The sequence below is a fragment of the Acidobacteriota bacterium genome, from assembly GCA_030774055.1.
In the GTDB taxonomy this organism is placed as follows: Bacteria; Acidobacteriota; Terriglobia; order Terriglobales; family Acidobacteriaceae; genus JACPNR01.
The window spans coordinates 1-15,289 of record JALYLW010000004.1 but is presented as its reverse complement, the minus strand read 5'-3'; the positions used below and the strand labels follow the sequence as shown (position 1 = coordinate 15,289).

Sequence of the window (15,289 nt, the reverse complement as noted above, 5' to 3'; positions counted from 1 at the left end):
GTATAAGGCCTTGCGGCGCCAGCGATGGGTCACCGCAGCCCGGTTCGCACGGCGTAAAGCACGAGGTAGAGGAGCACCAGAAGAAGGTAGGAAATCCAGACGGCTCTGCCGTGGGTGATGGGCTTCTTCAAGGGAGTGGAGCGCGAGACAAGCGATCGGGTCCATTTAGCGAGGATCATTCCCGCTGGCTAGACTTCTGGTCGTTGTCGGGCTCCTGCACGCGGCGCACGGTCACGATGTAGGTGACCGTGTCCCACGCGTTGTGAATGCCGACAAAGAGCAGCAGCAGCGCGGCCGCGCCGATCCCGAAGAGTGCCTGCTCCGTACGCCGTGAGAGCAGCGCAGCGGCCGTGGCGAGCGCGGCATAGGCGAGCGCGGGCAAGATGACGTGGAACATCCAGTCCTCGAAGACGGGAGCGTAACCGGTCTGGCGGCGGGCTCGGCGCAGGATGATGAGCGTGTAGACGAGGCCGAGCGCACCGCCTGTCCCGAACAGCACGGCAGGAAGCGCCAGCCGATGCCACGGCGCCGAGACGATCCCAGAGAGCAAAAGCACGGTGCCGAAGTGGACGATGGTGGGCGTGGCAAAGGCATCGATCTCGCGGCTGGTGCTATGCGACCGGAGATCGGCGATCAGCGCGATCACCACGAACTGCAGCCCGATGAGCGCAGCCGCGGACGACCCCATGATGACGTAGTAGCTTTCCCACTCCGCGAACAGCGCCACACACCCCCGTGAAGAAAGGATTGGAGCGGGAGACGGGGATCGAACCCGCGACATCCAGCTTGGGAAGCTGGCGTTCTACCGCTGAACTACTCCCGCTCGCGGTCGGACTTCGTACAGTCTAGCAAAGTGAAGGCGGACGAGCCTCGCCCGCCTCCTCTCGTTTTCCCTTAGTCGGAACTATCCTGTAGCGACTTCAGTTTCACGTGCCCCACGGACTGCGCCACGCTCGAGGCGCCGGTGGGGATCTTCGAACCGTGCGGCCACAGGTCGAAGATGAGCCCGTCGGTGTGCATCACGATGCCGGCGATCTTGGCCTGATCTTCGGGACCGACGTCGAGCACCTGCACGCGCTTGGTGGCGATCTCTTGCTTGTGGTCGTGCCAGTCGCGGTTCCACTGCTTCAATGTAAGGACGCCGCCGCGCGTGACCTTCTTGCCGATGATGTACTCGATCTGCGTGAGTGGCGCGTTGGCGTCGGTGGAGTTGTAGATCTGGCACTGGATGATGGGCTCGTCCGGGGAGATGACTTTGCAGTAGTGATGGAACGGGCCCATCTCCTTGCCTTTGACGACGTGCGGCGCGAGCACGTGGATGTTGTAGCCGTCGGTGGGCTTCACGGCCACGGCGGACGAGGCCGGTCCTGACTGCTGCGCGCTGACGGCATAGATGGCGAGCAGGCCGATGAGCGTGAGGCCGAGGAGCTTGCTTCCGGGCGTCGTTAAACGGATGGGGAAACGCATTGTGGGACCTCCGGCGAGGATTGTAGCGACGGAATGTTACCGCCACGCGCGCGGCAGTCAAAGCGAAAGAGTCAAAGCGAAAGAGTGAAAGCGAAAGCGGCGAACCCGCAGGAGGGTCGCCTATAATCAGGCTGTCTTGAAGCGATCGTTTATTCATAACTCGACGTCTAGCTTTAGCGCGGTCGCGATCGGGATGATCGGGCTGATCCTGCTGTGCGCCGCCCCCGCGGCACGCGCCCAGTACGCTGCCGGGGCCACCGAGACGGTGGTCGTCCTGCCCTTCGAGAATGGCTCCAAGGCGCCCGGCCTGGAGTGGATCGGCGAGGCGTTCCCGGAAATCATCGGACGGCGCCTGGCTTCCTCCACTTCCCTCTTCGTGGTGCCACGCAGCGATCGCGTCTACGCGCTCGACCGGCTCGGGATCCCGGCAAGCGCGCGGCCGTCTCTCGCGACCCTGCTGCGGCTGGGCGAGGAGATGGACGCGGACTACCTGGTGATGGGACGGTATGCCTACGACGGGCAGACCTTCACCGCCACCGCGCAACTGCTCGACATGAAAAAGCTCCGGCTCTCGCCCGAGGTAAAAGAGGCGGGGCCGCTGCCCAAGCTGCTCGACCTGCAACTGGCGTTGACCTGGGACATGATGCGGGTGATGAACCCGGGGCAGCTGAGTTCGCGCAATGCTTTCGTGGCGGCGGGACCATCGCTGCGGCTGGATGCGCTGGAGAAGTATATCCGCGGGGTGATCGCGTCGGACCGCGGCGAGCGGCTGCGCAACCTGCGCGAAGCGGTGCGGCTGAATCCGTCTTACGCGCCCGCGGTGATGCAACTGGCACGGACCTATTACGACGCGCGCGATTACGCGAACGCCGCGAGCTGGTTCGCGCGCATCCCGGCGGGCGACGCGCTGGCGCGCGAGGCGCAGTTCTACCTGGGGATGTCGCAGTTCTATACCGGGGATTATGTGCACGCACAGGTAGCGTTCGATTTTGTTGCCACGCGGCTGCCGCTCACGGAGGTCTACAACAACCTCGGCGTGGTCGCGGGACGCCGCGGGTTGAAGAGTGCGGCGGAGTACTTTCAGCGCGCGGTGCAGGCCGATCCGAGCGACGCGGACTACCACTTCAACCTCGCGGTAGCGCTCGCGCGCGCCGGCGATACCGCGGCCGCGGTGAAACAACTGCGGCAGGGGCTGGAGCTGCGTCCGGGAGACGCGGAGGCGAAGGCTTTCCTCGACCAGCTGGTCACCCCGGTCAATCCGGGCGCGAGCGGCGGCGCTACGGCTGGAATCGCTGGTAAGGGGACGGCGGGCAAGCTGCCACTCGAGCGCATCAAGTCGAATTACGATGAGGCGAGCTTCCGCCAACTCGCGCTCGAGATCGAGAACCTGAACGAGACGCGGTTGGCAAAGACGGATACGCGCACGCATGCGAACTTCCACGTGCAGCACGGCCGGCAGATGCTGGCGGCAAACCTTCTCACCGTGGCGGAGAAAGACTTTCGCGAAGCAGTGCTGCTCGACCCGGCCAATGCCGGAGCGCATGCCGGGCTGGCGCGAGTGCTGGAATTGACCAGCGACACGGTGGGAGCACGGGCGGAGGCGAGGAGCTCCATACAACTGCAGCCCAGCGCGAATGCGTTTCTTGTGCTCGCGCGGCTCGATCTGCGTGACAATAGGACGGAAGCGGCGGGCGAGAGCGTGGACAAAGCGTTGCAGCTCGAACCCGCGAACGCCGCCGCACAGGCGCTGAAGAGCGCCATTGCAGCCAAGCTGGCGGAGAAGGGGCAGCCGCTGCGCAACCCATGAACATCGCATCCAGAGTCCGCGCCGTCCGTTCCCTGCCGTTCGTCCTGTGGTTCATGTTTTTGTTTGCGGTCGCGCGTCCGGCTTTCGCGGAGATCGTCCGCATCAAAGTAGACGGCACCATCCAGCCCATCTCCGAGGAGTACATCACGCGCGGCCTGGAAGACGCCGCGCGGACACACGCGGACGCGGTCCTCATCGAACTGCGCACGCCCGGCGGCCTGGGCGAATCCATGCGCGGCATCATCGAGAAGATGCTGGCCTCGCCGGTGCCGGTCATCGTTTATGTGACGCCGAGTGGCGCGCGCGCCGCCTCAGCGGGGTTCTTCATCCTGGAAGCCGCGGACGTGGCGGCGATGGCGCCGGGGACGAATACCGGCGCGGCGCATCCGGTCATCCTGGGCGCGAAGCTCGACGATGTGATGTCGAAGAAACTGGAGAACGATGCGGCCGCCTTCATGCGCAGCTTCGCTTCTAAGCGCGGTCGCAACGTAGAGGTCGCCGAGAGCGGCGTGCGCGAATCGAAATCATGGAGCGACCAGGAAGCGCTCACCCAGAAGCTGATCGACGTGGTCGCAGGCTCGACCGATGACCTGATCAAGCAGCTCGAAGGCAAGAGCATCACGCGCTTCAACGGCGAGAAGGTGACGCTGCATCTGGCCGGGAAGTCCATCCGCGATTTCGAGATGACGATGAAGCAGCGCGTGCTCGGATTCCTGATGGATCCGAACATCGCGTTCATCATCTTCTCCATCGGCATGCTGGCGCTCTATGCCGAGTTCAATCATCCAGGCGCGATCGTGCCGGGCGTGGTGGGCGGCATCGCCATCCTGCTCTCCATCTTCGCGATGAACCTGTTGCCCATCCGATATGCCGCGCTGGTGATGATCCTGGCTGCGTTCGCGATGTTCATCCTGGAGGTGAAGTTCCAGAGCCACGGCGTGCTCGGCATCGGCGGCGTGGTGCTGATGGCCCTGGGCGCGGTGCTGCTGGTGGATGGTCCCATCCCCGAGATGCGCATCAAGTGGCTCACGGCGCTGGCGGTGACGATCCCGTTCGCGCTCATCACCATCTTTCTGGTGACGCTGGCGGTGCGAGCGCGGCAGAACAAAGTGACGACCGGAAGAGAAGGCCTGGTCGGCGAGATCGGCGTGGCGCGCACGCAGCTCGCGCCAGCCGGAAAAGTCTTCGTCCACGGCGAGATCTGGGATGCAACCTCGCATGCACCGGTCGCGAGCGGACAACCGATCGTGGTGCGCCATGTGGATGGCCTGCGGCTCGAGGTCGAACCGGTTGCGGACGCATCACCCGAGCGCGTGGTGCAGACGTAGGCGCCGCTTTTCCACAAGCAAATCCGGCAGCTGCCGCGGAGACGCTGTTATACAATCCGCCGCAGCGACTCGCTATCCAATCAAGTGCGGGAGGTCCAGCATGGGCGGACTTGGGCTAGTCATCATCGTCATCATCGGTATTTACATACTGTCGTCGATCAAGATCCTGACGGAGTATGAGCGGGGGGTGATCTTCCGCCTCGGCCACCTGTTGCCGGAGCCGAAAGGTCCGGGAGTGATCCTCGTATTTTCACCCATCGACCGCATCGTGCGCGTGTCGCTGCGGCAGGAAGCGCTCGAGGTGCCGCCGCAGGACATCATCACGCGCGACAACGTGACGCTGAAGGTGAATGCCGTGATCTTCATGCGCGTGATCGAGCCGCGCAAAGCCATCGTCGAAGTGGCGAATTATCTTTACCAGACGTCACAGTTCGCGCAGACAACGCTGCGCTCCGTCCTCGGCGAGGTGGAACTCGATGAGCTGCTGGCGCATCGCGAAAAGCTGAATACGCGCATCCAGTCGATCCTCGATCAGCACACCGCGCCCTGGGGCGTGAAGGTAGTGAACGTGGAGGTGAAGCAGGTCGACATGCCCGAGACGATGCTGCGCGCCATGGCGAAGCAGGCCGAAGCGGAGCGCGAGAAGCGGTCGAAGATCATCCATGCGGAAGGCGAGTTCGCCGCGGCACAGCGGCTGACCGACGCTGCCAACGTTCTGGCCACCAATCCCACCGCACTGCAACTGCGCTACCTGCAGACGCTGACCGAGATCGGCGTGGAGAAGAACACCACCATCGTGTTCCCGATCCCGATCGACATCATCTCCGGACTCACCAAGTTGCTGGAGAAAGACAACGCTAAGTAGAGGGCTGAACATAGGGGGTTGAACATAGGGGCGGAACATGACGGAATGGAATGACGAACCCGGTGGGAATCGTGATCCGTACAGCGAGCCGGAGAGCGGCACCGGTAAGATGCTGTTTTATTTCTTCGGTGTGGTAGTGCTGTGCGCCGTAGCGCTTGCCATCGGGTACACGATGGGGAAGCGGTCAGTGCCGCCGGTGACGGCGGAGACGGGCGCGCCCGCGGTGACCGTTGCGGGTAACGGCGCCTCCAAGCCAGGCGCCGCACGCACGCAGGATACAGCTCCCGCCGACACTGCCGGGTCGACTGCGCCGGACATGCCGAAGGACTCTACGCCTGCTGGTGGGACGAAGGCGAAGGAAGCAGCTAAGCCGGCGGCATCTTCCGTGACATCCGCGGCGTCATCCGCAACCACCTCCGCGCTGAAGCCGATGCCGGAGATGACAGGCGCGACGGGCAAAGGATTCATGGTGCAGGTGGCGGCGGTCTCGCGGCAGGACGATGCTGAGGCGCTGGCCAGCGCGCTGCGCAAGAAACAGTATCCCGTGCTGGTGATGCCGGGGACGGGCACGGACAAGTTGCTGCACGTGCAGGTCGGTCCGTTCGCCGAGCTGAAGGACGCCGAGGCAATGAAGGTGAAGCTGGCGGCGGACGGGTACAACGCAATCGTCAAGAAGTAGGGCGGGCTTTGGCCGCCTCTATGCGCTCACCTTTATGGATCCGTATCGAAGCGCTGCTCGCGCCAAGGATCGCCGTACATGTGGTATCCGTTGCGCTCCCAGAATCCGGCGACATCGTGGTCGAGGAACTCCAGCCCGCGGATCCACTTCACCGATTTCCAGGCATAGAGGTGCGGCACGATCAGGCGCAGCGGATAGCCATGGTCGGGCGTGAGCGGCTCGCCGTCGTGGTGGGTGGCGAGTAGCACGTCGTCGCGATCGAGATCGGCGAGGGGAACGTTTGCGGTGAATCCCTGCTCGGCATGGATGAGCACGTGACTGGCTTCCGGCTTGGGCTGCACCCGTTCGAGTAACTCACGGAAAGCGACGCCGGTCCATTGGTTGTCGAAGCGGCTCCAGCGGGTGACGCAGTGAAAGTCGCGGGTGACGTCGAAGCGCGGCAGCGTGTTGAACTCGTCCCAGGTCAGGCGCAGCGGCTTCGCGACCGCGCCCCAGACCTTGACGTCCCAGTGAGCGGGATCGAAGCGCGGCACGCCTCCATAGTGCAGCACCGGCCACTTCAGCGTGGCCGACTGTCCGGGAGGCAGCCGGCCCTCTTCCCGCATCTTGCGTTCCAGGTCTTTACGCTCGTTGCCCTCACCGAACATGGCTTCGATTCTACCCTCTGCGCGTGGCTAGATACGGTACCGCTTCCCTGCCATGGATGACCAGAAATAAGACGCTTTCCAGTATTGACAGGCATCGATATGATGAGCTATAGATAGGTATCAATATGGCGACGGCGACCAAAGCGGCGAAGACGAGCAAGGCCAGCGACGGCCGGCTCTCGCAGTTACTGCACGCGGTCGCTGACCCGGCACGGCGGCGGATCCTGAAGGCGCTCAAGCAGAAGGGGTGCTGCTCCATCGGCAAGCCCAGCGGCATGTGCGCCTGTGACATCGAGCAGAAGGTCGGACTCTCGCAGCCGACCATCTCGCACCACATGTCGATCCTGTGCAAGGCGGGGCTGGTCGATGCGGAAAAGCACGGTCCGTGGATGTGGTACCAGCGCAACGAACGCTGCCTGCAGGAGCTGGCCGAGGCCCTGGCGGAAGGCTTGTGAGTTTAGGGCCCCTTTTTTGCAGACTGATATCGATAGGCATCAATCTGACAGCCAATCTGGAGGATGTATGAACACCGAAGCAAGCAACCCGAAGTTCCACCTCTCCCTCGACGTCAAGAACGTAGAAGACTCGGTACGCTTCTACTCCATCCTGTTCGGCATGCAACCAAGCAAGCTCAAGCCGGGCTATGCCAAGTTCGACCTGGAGCGTCCGGCGGTGAACCTGACATTGCAGGAAAACGCGCCCTGTTGCATCACCGGGCTGAGCCACATGGGCGTGCGCGTGGACTCGACCACGCAGGTGCTCGAAGCGAAGCAGCGCTTGCAGGCCGCTGGCCTCGCCACCTTCGAGGAGGCCAACACCACGTGCTGCTACGCGGTGCAGGACAAGATATGGGTCACCGATCCGACCGGATACCGCTGGGAGGTCTATGTCTTCAAGGGAGACAGCGAACAGGTCACTGACAGCCGCCACGAGCAGGCGGTCGCGGCCGGCTCGCCGTGTTCCTCAAGCGAGTGCGCGCCGGCCAAGCCCACGCAGGGTGAACCGCAGCAGGCTTGTTGTTCGAAGTGATTCGACAGCGAAAGGCAAAGGGAGCGCGCATGGCGCTCCCTTCCCTACTTAGCGCGAGACGGCGGCGAAGAGGTCGGAGTTCAGCAGCGACTGGAAGCGTTTGTCGTCAGCCTTGAAGTGCAGCTTCAGCTTATCGCTATCCGCCTCCACCTGGGTGGCCTCGAGCGCGAGCTTCTCGGCCCCGCTAGAGGCGCTCATCCTGCGATAGAGCATGCCGGCCTTGATGACGGATGACAGCGTCCCGGCGGTGAGCGAGTCGGAAGTAAGCACGGTGAGGTCGAACTCCACGCCGCGCTCGAAGTCGGCGGTGTAGTAGGAGCCCTGCACGCGCTTCTTCACCGTGTCGTAGTCGGCAAGCTTGGCGGCGTCACCGAGCGCCTGGCGCAGCATGTGCTGGGTCCCGGCAGTATCGAGCACGGACCAGATAGTGGCGGAGTCGACGCTGGCCACCAGGTTGCTGATCTGGATGTTGGTGCTCAGCCCGGAAGCCTCACCATCGCGCGTGTCAAGCGCCTGCTCGAGCGCGGCACGATCGCCGAAGAGCAGCGTGTTGTCGTCGAGGAAGGTCATCTGCGCCCCGCTGACCATGGGATAGATCGTCGCGGTGCGATACCTCTCGCCCTTCACCTTCCTGGTCTTGAGCCGGCGCAGCACTTTGGCGCGCGAGAAATTACCTTGCGCGATGCCGACCACGCTCAGTCCCTTCGACTTGGCGCGGAAGGCGGCGAAGGTCAGGGTCTCGACGTCGGTGGCGGGATCGATGTTCACGCCCTGGAGCGCCTGCTCGAACTGGCGCAGTGCGTCGGGCAGCACGCGTTGTTTCAGCGCGGCGCCGCTGGGAGCGTCGTTCATCCTGCGATAGTCCACATTGATGATCTGCTGCGTCTCGGCGGGGATCACGGTGCTGGCCGCGGTACCCAGCGTGGCGGCGCGGGCGGAGAGTGCGCCGGCGAAGAATGCCGCTAGCGCGAATGCGATCAGAGTGCTCTGCATTGAACTGGGTCTCGTTGAACGGGGTCTCATGGAACCTCAGGGAAATCGGACTTCATTGGGTGGTACGCGATCAGACGCAGCGAGCAAAGACTTTGGTTGTGAGTGGCTGCTGGCCGCCCCTATTCTACCCGTGTTTAAGGCCTAGGACTTGAGTGCAGCGGACTTGCGGCGAGTCTCGGCGACGAAGGCCGGATCTTCGAGGCCTTCGAGATTGATCTCCACATTGGCGAGCGCGCTGGTGATGGCGGCCTGTGCCAGGGCGGCGGCGACGGTGAGGTCCGACGCTGCCTTCGGATTGGTGATGGGCTTGAGCTTCTCGACCAGGCGCGCGACCTCGCTCGACTTCTCCGCCACGGCGAGTGGAACGCTGGTCGCACCCTTGAGCGCGGCGCTGATGCCGGCGGAGCCGTTGGGAGAGGCTTTTGCGTCCTTGAAGGCTTTCATGACGAGGTCGAACGATTCCGCGTCGGCGTCGATGGCGGCCTTGAGCTCTTCGCGCAAGGTGGCGAGGCGGGCGATGGTTTCGCCGAGTTCTTTGTCGAACTGCAAATACGCTTTCTTGCCGCGCGACATCGCCGCCACCATGTTGGCGAGTGCGGCGGCCATGGCGCCGGCCGCTGCGGCGGCGCTGCCGCCACCGGGAGTAGCGGTGGGCGCGGCGAGCTGCTCGATGAACGGCTCTACGCCGGCACGCAATCCACCGACGGCAGCTTTGCCGCTCATGATCGCGGCCAGCCGGTTCTCGAGGATGAGCGATGAATCGAAGTTCTCGACCTGGAGGAACCACTCGGCCGCGTCCTCGAGCGCCTTCTTGGGGATGAGTCCGACGATCTCGCTTGAGAGCGGCTGCACGCCGTAGCGCGCGGCTTCCCGCTTGACGTAGTCGAAGACACGCGCGATCGGCGTCTGTTCGAAGTCGGTGAGGTTCATGGAGACCTGCGCCAACCCGCGCACGCTGAAGCCTGCGCCTTTGACGAAGCGCAGTCCGCCGGAAGAGAAGCGCACCGCCTTGGCGACCTTCTTGGCGATGTCGACGTCGGGGGTGTTGAGAAAGACGTTGTAGGCGATGAGCGGCTTGCGCGCTCCCACGACCACGGCGCCGGCGGTGGGATGCACGCGCGCATCGCCGACATCGGGCTTGCGCTCGGGCTTGGCGGCGATCTCGTCGCGGATGGCTTCGAATTGTCCGCGGCGTATGTTCTCGAGGTTGGTGCGCTCCGGGCGCGTGGCCGCGGCCTCGTAAAAGTAGACGGGGATGTGGAAGCGCTTCCAGATCTCTTCGCCGACCTGGCGCGCGATGGTGACGCAGTCGTCGATGGTCACGCCTTCGATGGGGATGAACGGGACCACGTCTGCCGCGCCCATGCGCGGATGCGCGCCTTGATGCTTGGTGAGGTCGATGAGCTCAGCCGCCTTGCCCACGCCGCGGATGGCGGCCTCGCCGATGGCTTCCCTGCTGCCGACTAGCGTGATGACGCAGCGGTTGTGGTCGGCATCCATCTCGCGATCGAGCAGCCAGACGCCGGGCACCTTCATCGCGGCGATGATGGCGTCGACCTTGGCGGGGTCGCGTCCTTCCGAAAAATTCGGTACGCACTCGACGAGTGTGGACATGGCTGGAGGCTAAAAGGATATCAGCGGTGGGGCGAAGGCGTACGAAGTACCAGCCTGCGTGAACCAAGTTTTGAAACGTGCTAGGGCGTTGCCGGCCGGCCGCGATACAGCTTGCCACCCAGCCAGCAGGTGGGCAGCGCCGTCACGACAAGGGCGATGGGATACCAGCGCGGCCCAAGCTCCGGCTTGTTCCAGGTTGCCGCTAATCCAGCCAGAGCGAAAACAGTGCCAACCACGCCGAGGATCACGGCGTGCCGGAGGGGCAGCCGCGGGGCAAGGCGGGCAGTGATGTATCCGCCAAGGACGGTGTAGACCATGCGATACCCCGTTGCCAACGCGAACAGCGGGTCGGACATGCGCTGCAGCCACGGCGGGTAGATACCCAGCGCGTGCAGAACAACGTCCGTACCGAGGGAGAGAACGGCGACAGCGATAAAGCCGGCGAAGATGGCGCCGACGGAGCGCAGAGTTTGGCGTGGTGGGGCGTCAGCAGTCATAGTCGTACGGCCTTTCCTGTTCCGGAGTGATTTGAGGTGGAAGTACTTGGGGCGGAGATCCTTCGCTTCGCTGAGGATGACCGCGGCGGGCTCCCGCCCGCCAAGCGCGGTTATTTGAACCAGTTGTATCCCAGCGTGAACTGCACGGTATTGATGCCGGGGTTCAAGTCGCCGAGTCCGGCGCTCGAGATGTGCTGGTACTTCACCTCGGCGGTCCAGGCGCGTTTTTCGCGGGTGAAGAAGTGGAAGCCGAGGCCAAGGCCGGATTGGAAGTTGACCTGGGACGTCCCCGGAAAGGGCAGGTCCTTGTTCGTAAAGAGCACGCCCTCGCTGAGCTGCAGGTAAGGGGCGACACGGCTGCCACTGGTGAAATTCCATTTCAAGTTCAGCGGCGCGACGCTGGCGCCGTAGACGTTCTCGGGCTCGGTGAAGTACACGTTCACAGGACTGACGTCCAAGGCCCACTCGAGATTGCCCCTGACGAAGCCGGAGCCATGCTCGTTGGTGAGGATGCGTCCCACGCGAAAGCCGACGGTGAAGATTCGCACGTCGTCCACGCCGCCGGAAACGGAGGTGCCGCCGGTCCCGGAGAGGCCGAGATCCCATGTGCCCTTGGTCAGGGACGTGGAGGGCAGGCTCTGCGCGCCGGCGTTGCTCGGGCAGGCCAACGCGCAGGCACACAGCAGCAGCAGCAGCACGACGGCGTTGACTTTCATCGGTTCCTCGGAAGCTGGAGTTCGCGAGGAAAAGGTAACAGGGGCGGCGCCGTATAAGCGATAGAAAAAGATTTCCAGGCAGGTGAGGAGGCAGATTCCCTCGCTATGCGAGGAACGTCAAACCGAAGCAGCTTCCTCGCTACGCTCGGAATGACAAGCTGAAGACGCTCACTGAGGTCTAGGAAGCGACTTCTTCGAGCGTCTTGGCGTCCATGTCGAAGTTCGACCAGACGTGCTGCACGTCGTCGTGCTCCTCGAGGGCCTCGAGCAGGCGAACCATCGTGTTGGCGGCGGAGCCTTCGAGCTTCACGTAGTTCTGCGGCAGCATGCCGACCTCGGCGTGCTCCGACTTGATGCCCGCCTTCGCAATGGCTTCTTTCACCGCTTCAAAGGCGTTGGGATCGGTGAGCACTTCCCAGTTTTCGCCATCGTCGCGCAGGTCTTCCCCGCCGGCTTCGATGACGACGTCCATGAGCTTGTCTTCCGCGACGGCGGATTTGGGAACGACGATGGAGCCCTTCTTGTGGAACATCCAGGCGACCGAGCCGGCCTCGCCCATGTTCCCGCCGTTCTTGCCGAAGGCGTGGCGGATCTCGCTGACGGTGCGATTGCGGTTGTCGGTAGAAACCTCGACCAGCAACGCGACGCCGCCTGGTCCGTAGCCCTCGAACATGACCTCGTCATAGGAGACGCCGGGCAGCTCGCCGGTACCGCGCTGGATGGCGCGCTTGATGTTATCGGCCGGCATGTTCTCGGCCTTCGCCGCGGTGACGGCGGTGCGCAGCTGCGGGTTCTTCTCCGGATCGCCACCGTGCTTCGCCGCCATGGTGATCTCGCGGATCAGGCGAGTGAAGATCTTGCCGCGCTTGGCGTCGAGCGCGCCCTTCTTATGCTTGATGGTTGCCCATTTTGAGTGGCCAGACATGAACGACCTCAGCTCTTAAAAGATTTCCGGCGGCAAAGACACTAGGGCCGCGACAGGATGAGAACGACTCAAAATTATAGCACTGCAGATTGCCGAGCGATGATCGCGAATAGGCCGGGTTCAATCCGCAATACCGCGCTCGGGCGGAGGCGGTAGCTCCGCTGCCGGAGGGGTAGTCAATGTGGGAGCAGACGCCGCTGCCAGCGCGGCGCGCCGCTTCGCGCGGAAACCATAGATCACGGCCAGCAGGGGCGGAGCCAATAGCAGTCCCCAGAATGGCAGGATGAACGCGCACACCAGCGGCACGAGGATAGACGCCCAGAGCGGCACCTTGGCCGTCCGTTTCATGAAGTAGGGTTGCAGCACCAGGCCGTCGACGACCGCGATCACGGCATAGAGGATGAGCAGGTAGACCAGCGGCATGAGATCTTCCGGGTCCTTGAAAAAGAGGAAGATGGCCGGTCCGATGAGAGACAGCACCGCACCCACGCCGGGGATGAACTGGAAGGCTGCGCCGAGGAAGGCCCAGAAAGGCGCCCAGGGGACGCCGATGATGAGCAGTCCGACGAGCCAGAGAGCGCCGACGGCGAGAGCGTCCTGGAGCGTGGCGACGAACCAGTCCTTGATGGAACGGCCGGCCGTCTTGATATGGGGATGGATCTCCATACAGTACTCAGATGCGCTTGCCTGCCCATGCTAATCTAGTTTGTGGACTCCTCCACCAGCGAGCGGGCGCGATGAAGTTTGGAGTCATCACCTTCCCCGGATCGAATTGCGACCACGACGCCTTCTACGTGGCCGGTCAGGTCGCCAAGCAGCCGGTCGTCTCCCTGTGGCACGAATCGCATGACTTGCAGGGCGCGGACTGCGTCATCGTCCCCGGCGGCTTCGCCTACGGCGATTACCTGCGCACCGGCGCGATCGCGAAGTTCGCGCCCATCATGGATGAAGTGCGGAAGCACGCCGCCGCGGGCGGCCTGGTGCTCGGCCTCTGCAACGGATTCCAGATCCTGTGCGAGGCCGGCCTGCTGCCCGGGGCGCTGATGCGCAACGCGGGTTTGAAGTATGTGTGCAAGCACATCTGGGTGCGGGTGGAGAATGCGGACACACCTTTCACCGCCGCCTGCCGCGAGGGCGACGTCCTGAAGATCCCCATCGGACACATGGAAGGCAACTACGTGTGCGACGACGAGACGCTGACCGCACTGAAGCGCGACAAGCGCATCGTCTTTCGCTATTCGACTGCGGACGGACGCATCACGCCGGAGGCGAATCCGAACGGCGCGCTCGAGAACATCGCCGGCATCTGCAATGAAGGGCGCAATGTGCTGGGGATGATGCCGCATCCGGAGCGAGCTTCCGAGGTGGAACTCGGCTGCACCGACGGCTTCAAAGTGTTCGAGTCGCTGGTGCGGGCCATGGTGGAGAAGTAGTTGCTAGTCACTAGTCTCTAGTCGCTGGCCAGACGAAGCCCCGCAGCGATGCGGGGCTTTTCTTTTGCCAGAGACTAGCGACCAGCAGCTAGCGACTTCCGAAAGCCTCTTTGTTCACCACGTAGGGCATCTTGCTGGGATCGCCGCCGTAATTCCCTTCGAGCACGTCGATGAGCGCCTGCGCGGTGCGTCCGGCCATACCTTTATCGGGATCGACGGAGAGCCGCGTGATCTGCGCGCCGCTGGCGAAGTGATGAAAGAGGCGGCAGCGGTCGGCGATGGCAGGATCGAGCAGCGGAGAATCCGGCGGCAGCGGTTCTTTCTCGAAGACATCGAGTGCTGCCCCGGCGATCACGTTCTGCTTGAGCGCCTGGGCGAGCGCTTTCTCGTCCACCACCGGACCGCGCGAGGTGTTCACGATGTAGGCGGTGGGCTTCATCAGCTTGAGGGTCTTCTCGTTGATGAGGTGGTAGGTGGGCGTGTCGGTTTCGCCCTCGCGTAGCAAGGGCACGTGGACGCTGACGAAATCCGCGCCGGACATGGCTTCCTCAAAGGTGACGTACTTGATCGTTGTCTTCTCTTTCTGAAGGCCCTTGGCATGGCGCAGGTCCATCAGCTCCTGGATCGCGGCGATGTACTTGTCATTGTGATACGCCGGGTCGTAGCACAGCATGTTCATGTCGAAGCCACTCGCCTTCTTGATGAGTGCGAGCCCGATGCGTCCGGTGCCGATGATGGCAATGGTCTTGCCGGTGACCTCGTCCCCGAGGAAGGGCAGAAAGGGATGCCACGACGGCCATTTCTGCTCGCGCACCAGCCGCTCGCTCTGCCACATCTTGCGTGCCAGCATGCCGAGCATCAGGAAAGCGAACTCGGCGGTGGCTTCGGTAAGGACGTCGGCGGTGTGCGTGAACGGGAGCTTGTATTTGTTTGCGTCAGCACGACTGATGTTGTCAAAGCCGACGGCGATCTGCGCCACCACTTTCAGCGTCCCCTTCCCTGCCTCAAAGACTTCGGCGTCGATGGGATCGCGCAGCGTGGTGATGAGGCCGTCGATGCCGCTCTTCACTTTTTCGATGATGAGCGACTTGGGCGGGGCTTCCGGACCTTGATAGACCTCGAGATCGTACCCGCGCTTGCGCAAACGGTTCTCGGCGGGATCGCCGATGCGGGAGGTGGCAAAGACGCGAAATCTCTTCTGTGCCATAGCCGTACAAACTACCACAGGGCTTACTGCAAACATCTCGAGCGAAGCGAGAGATCCCTATCGCAATGGGGCTCCCTCGCCC

General features: G+C 63.4%; 17 protein-coding genes and 1 tRNA gene. 7 read left to right on the top strand and 11 right to left on the bottom strand.

Annotation, left to right across the window (positions count from 1 at the left end; translation table 11 throughout):
* Positions 1-175: 175 nt before the first annotated feature.
* The 3 genes from M3P27_00470 to M3P27_00460 all read right to left on the bottom strand — a co-directional run bounded on the left by M3P27_00470 (position 176) and on the right by M3P27_00460 (position 1,467).
* Positions 176-727: a hypothetical protein gene (locus M3P27_00470; GenBank protein MDP9266781.1), complete on the bottom strand. Its 552-nt coding sequence runs from the start codon at positions 725-727 to the stop codon at positions 176-178.
* A 21-nt stretch (positions 728-748) separates the two neighbouring features.
* Positions 749-823, bottom strand: a tRNA-Gly gene (locus M3P27_00465).
* A 71-nt stretch (positions 824-894) separates the two neighbouring features.
* On the bottom strand, positions 895-1,467 hold the full coding sequence (locus M3P27_00460) for a DUF1264 domain-containing protein (GenBank protein MDP9266780.1): 573 nt from the start codon (positions 1,465-1,467) through the stop codon (positions 895-897).
* 136 nt (positions 1,468-1,603) lie between these two features.
* Between M3P27_00460 and M3P27_00455 the strand changes: the two genes are divergently transcribed.
* The 4 genes from M3P27_00455 to M3P27_00440 all read left to right on the top strand — a co-directional run bounded on the left by M3P27_00455 (position 1,604) and on the right by M3P27_00440 (position 6,146).
* Complete coding sequence (locus M3P27_00455) at positions 1,604-3,274, top strand: tetratricopeptide repeat protein (GenBank protein MDP9266779.1); 1,671 nt, start codon at positions 1,604-1,606, stop codon at positions 3,272-3,274.
* On the top strand, positions 3,271-4,602 hold the full coding sequence (locus tag M3P27_00450) for a nodulation protein NfeD (protein ID MDP9266778.1): 1,332 nt from the start codon (positions 3,271-3,273) through the stop codon (positions 4,600-4,602). Before M3P27_00455 ends, M3P27_00450 begins: the two co-directional genes overlap by 4 nt.
* A gap of 100 nt (positions 4,603-4,702) precedes the next feature.
* Positions 4,703-5,467 (top strand): slipin family protein, encoded by a 765-nt coding sequence (locus tag M3P27_00445; GenBank protein ID MDP9266777.1) that lies wholly within the window; start codon positions 4,703-4,705, stop codon positions 5,465-5,467.
* 37 nt (positions 5,468-5,504) lie between these two features.
* Positions 5,505-6,146 (top strand): SPOR domain-containing protein, encoded by a 642-nt coding sequence (locus tag M3P27_00440; protein ID MDP9266776.1) that lies wholly within the window; start codon positions 5,505-5,507, stop codon positions 6,144-6,146.
* Between the two features lie 32 nt (positions 6,147-6,178).
* On the opposite strand, the gene M3P27_00435 is transcribed toward M3P27_00440, so the two are convergent.
* Positions 6,179-6,793 (bottom strand): sulfite oxidase-like oxidoreductase, encoded by a 615-nt coding sequence (locus tag M3P27_00435; GenBank protein ID MDP9266775.1) that lies wholly within the window; start codon positions 6,791-6,793, stop codon positions 6,179-6,181.
* Positions 6,794-6,918: 125 nt separating this feature from the next.
* Here M3P27_00435 and M3P27_00430 point away from each other — a divergent pair, with 125 nt between their 5' ends.
* Positions 6,919-7,248 carry a metalloregulator ArsR/SmtB family transcription factor gene (locus tag M3P27_00430; GenBank protein ID MDP9266774.1) on the top strand — a complete coding sequence of 110 codons (330 nt, stop codon included), beginning with the start codon at positions 6,919-6,921 and terminating at the stop codon, positions 7,246-7,248.
* 67 nt (positions 7,249-7,315) lie between these two features.
* Positions 7,316-7,822: a VOC family protein gene (locus tag M3P27_00425; protein MDP9266773.1), complete on the top strand. Its 507-nt coding sequence runs from the start codon at positions 7,316-7,318 to the stop codon at positions 7,820-7,822.
* Between the two features lie 48 nt (positions 7,823-7,870).
* Here the strand turns inward: M3P27_00425 and M3P27_00420 are convergent, their stop codons facing one another.
* From M3P27_00420 to M3P27_00395, 6 genes are all read right to left on the bottom strand, one after another.
* Positions 7,871-8,815, bottom strand: coding sequence for a hypothetical protein (locus M3P27_00420; GenBank protein MDP9266772.1), 945 nt, complete (start codon positions 8,813-8,815; stop codon positions 7,871-7,873).
* 141 nt (positions 8,816-8,956) lie between these two features.
* The gene (gene ftcD / locus M3P27_00415) at positions 8,957-10,429 is read right to left on the bottom strand and encodes a glutamate formimidoyltransferase (GenBank protein MDP9266771.1); all 1,473 of its coding nucleotides are present in this window, start codon (positions 10,427-10,429) and stop codon (positions 8,957-8,959) included.
* A gap of 80 nt (positions 10,430-10,509) precedes the next feature.
* Positions 10,510-10,926 carry a hypothetical protein gene (locus tag M3P27_00410; protein MDP9266770.1) on the bottom strand — a complete coding sequence of 139 codons (417 nt, stop codon included), beginning with the start codon at positions 10,924-10,926 and terminating at the stop codon, positions 10,510-10,512.
* Between the two features lie 110 nt (positions 10,927-11,036).
* Complete coding sequence (locus tag M3P27_00405) at positions 11,037-11,642, bottom strand: acyloxyacyl hydrolase (GenBank protein MDP9266769.1); 606 nt, start codon at positions 11,640-11,642, stop codon at positions 11,037-11,039.
* A gap of 178 nt (positions 11,643-11,820) precedes the next feature.
* Complete coding sequence (locus tag M3P27_00400; GenBank protein MDP9266768.1) at positions 11,821-12,567, bottom strand: YebC/PmpR family DNA-binding transcriptional regulator; 747 nt, start codon at positions 12,565-12,567, stop codon at positions 11,821-11,823.
* Between the two features lie 120 nt (positions 12,568-12,687).
* Positions 12,688-13,233: an AI-2E family transporter gene (locus M3P27_00395; protein ID MDP9266767.1), complete on the bottom strand. Its 546-nt coding sequence runs from the start codon at positions 13,231-13,233 to the stop codon at positions 12,688-12,690.
* A gap of 71 nt (positions 13,234-13,304) precedes the next feature.
* On the opposite strand from M3P27_00395, the gene purQ reads away from it, so the two are divergent.
* A complete protein-coding gene (gene purQ / locus M3P27_00390; protein ID MDP9266766.1) occupies positions 13,305-14,000 on the top strand; it encodes a phosphoribosylformylglycinamidine synthase subunit PurQ in 696 nt (231 codons plus the stop codon).
* 88 nt (positions 14,001-14,088) lie between these two features.
* Here purQ and M3P27_00385 read toward each other — a convergent pair whose 3' ends face one another.
* A complete protein-coding gene (locus M3P27_00385) occupies positions 14,089-15,207 on the bottom strand; it encodes a D-glycerate dehydrogenase (GenBank protein MDP9266765.1) in 1,119 nt (372 codons plus the stop codon).
* Between the last annotated feature and the right edge of the window lie 82 nt (positions 15,208-15,289).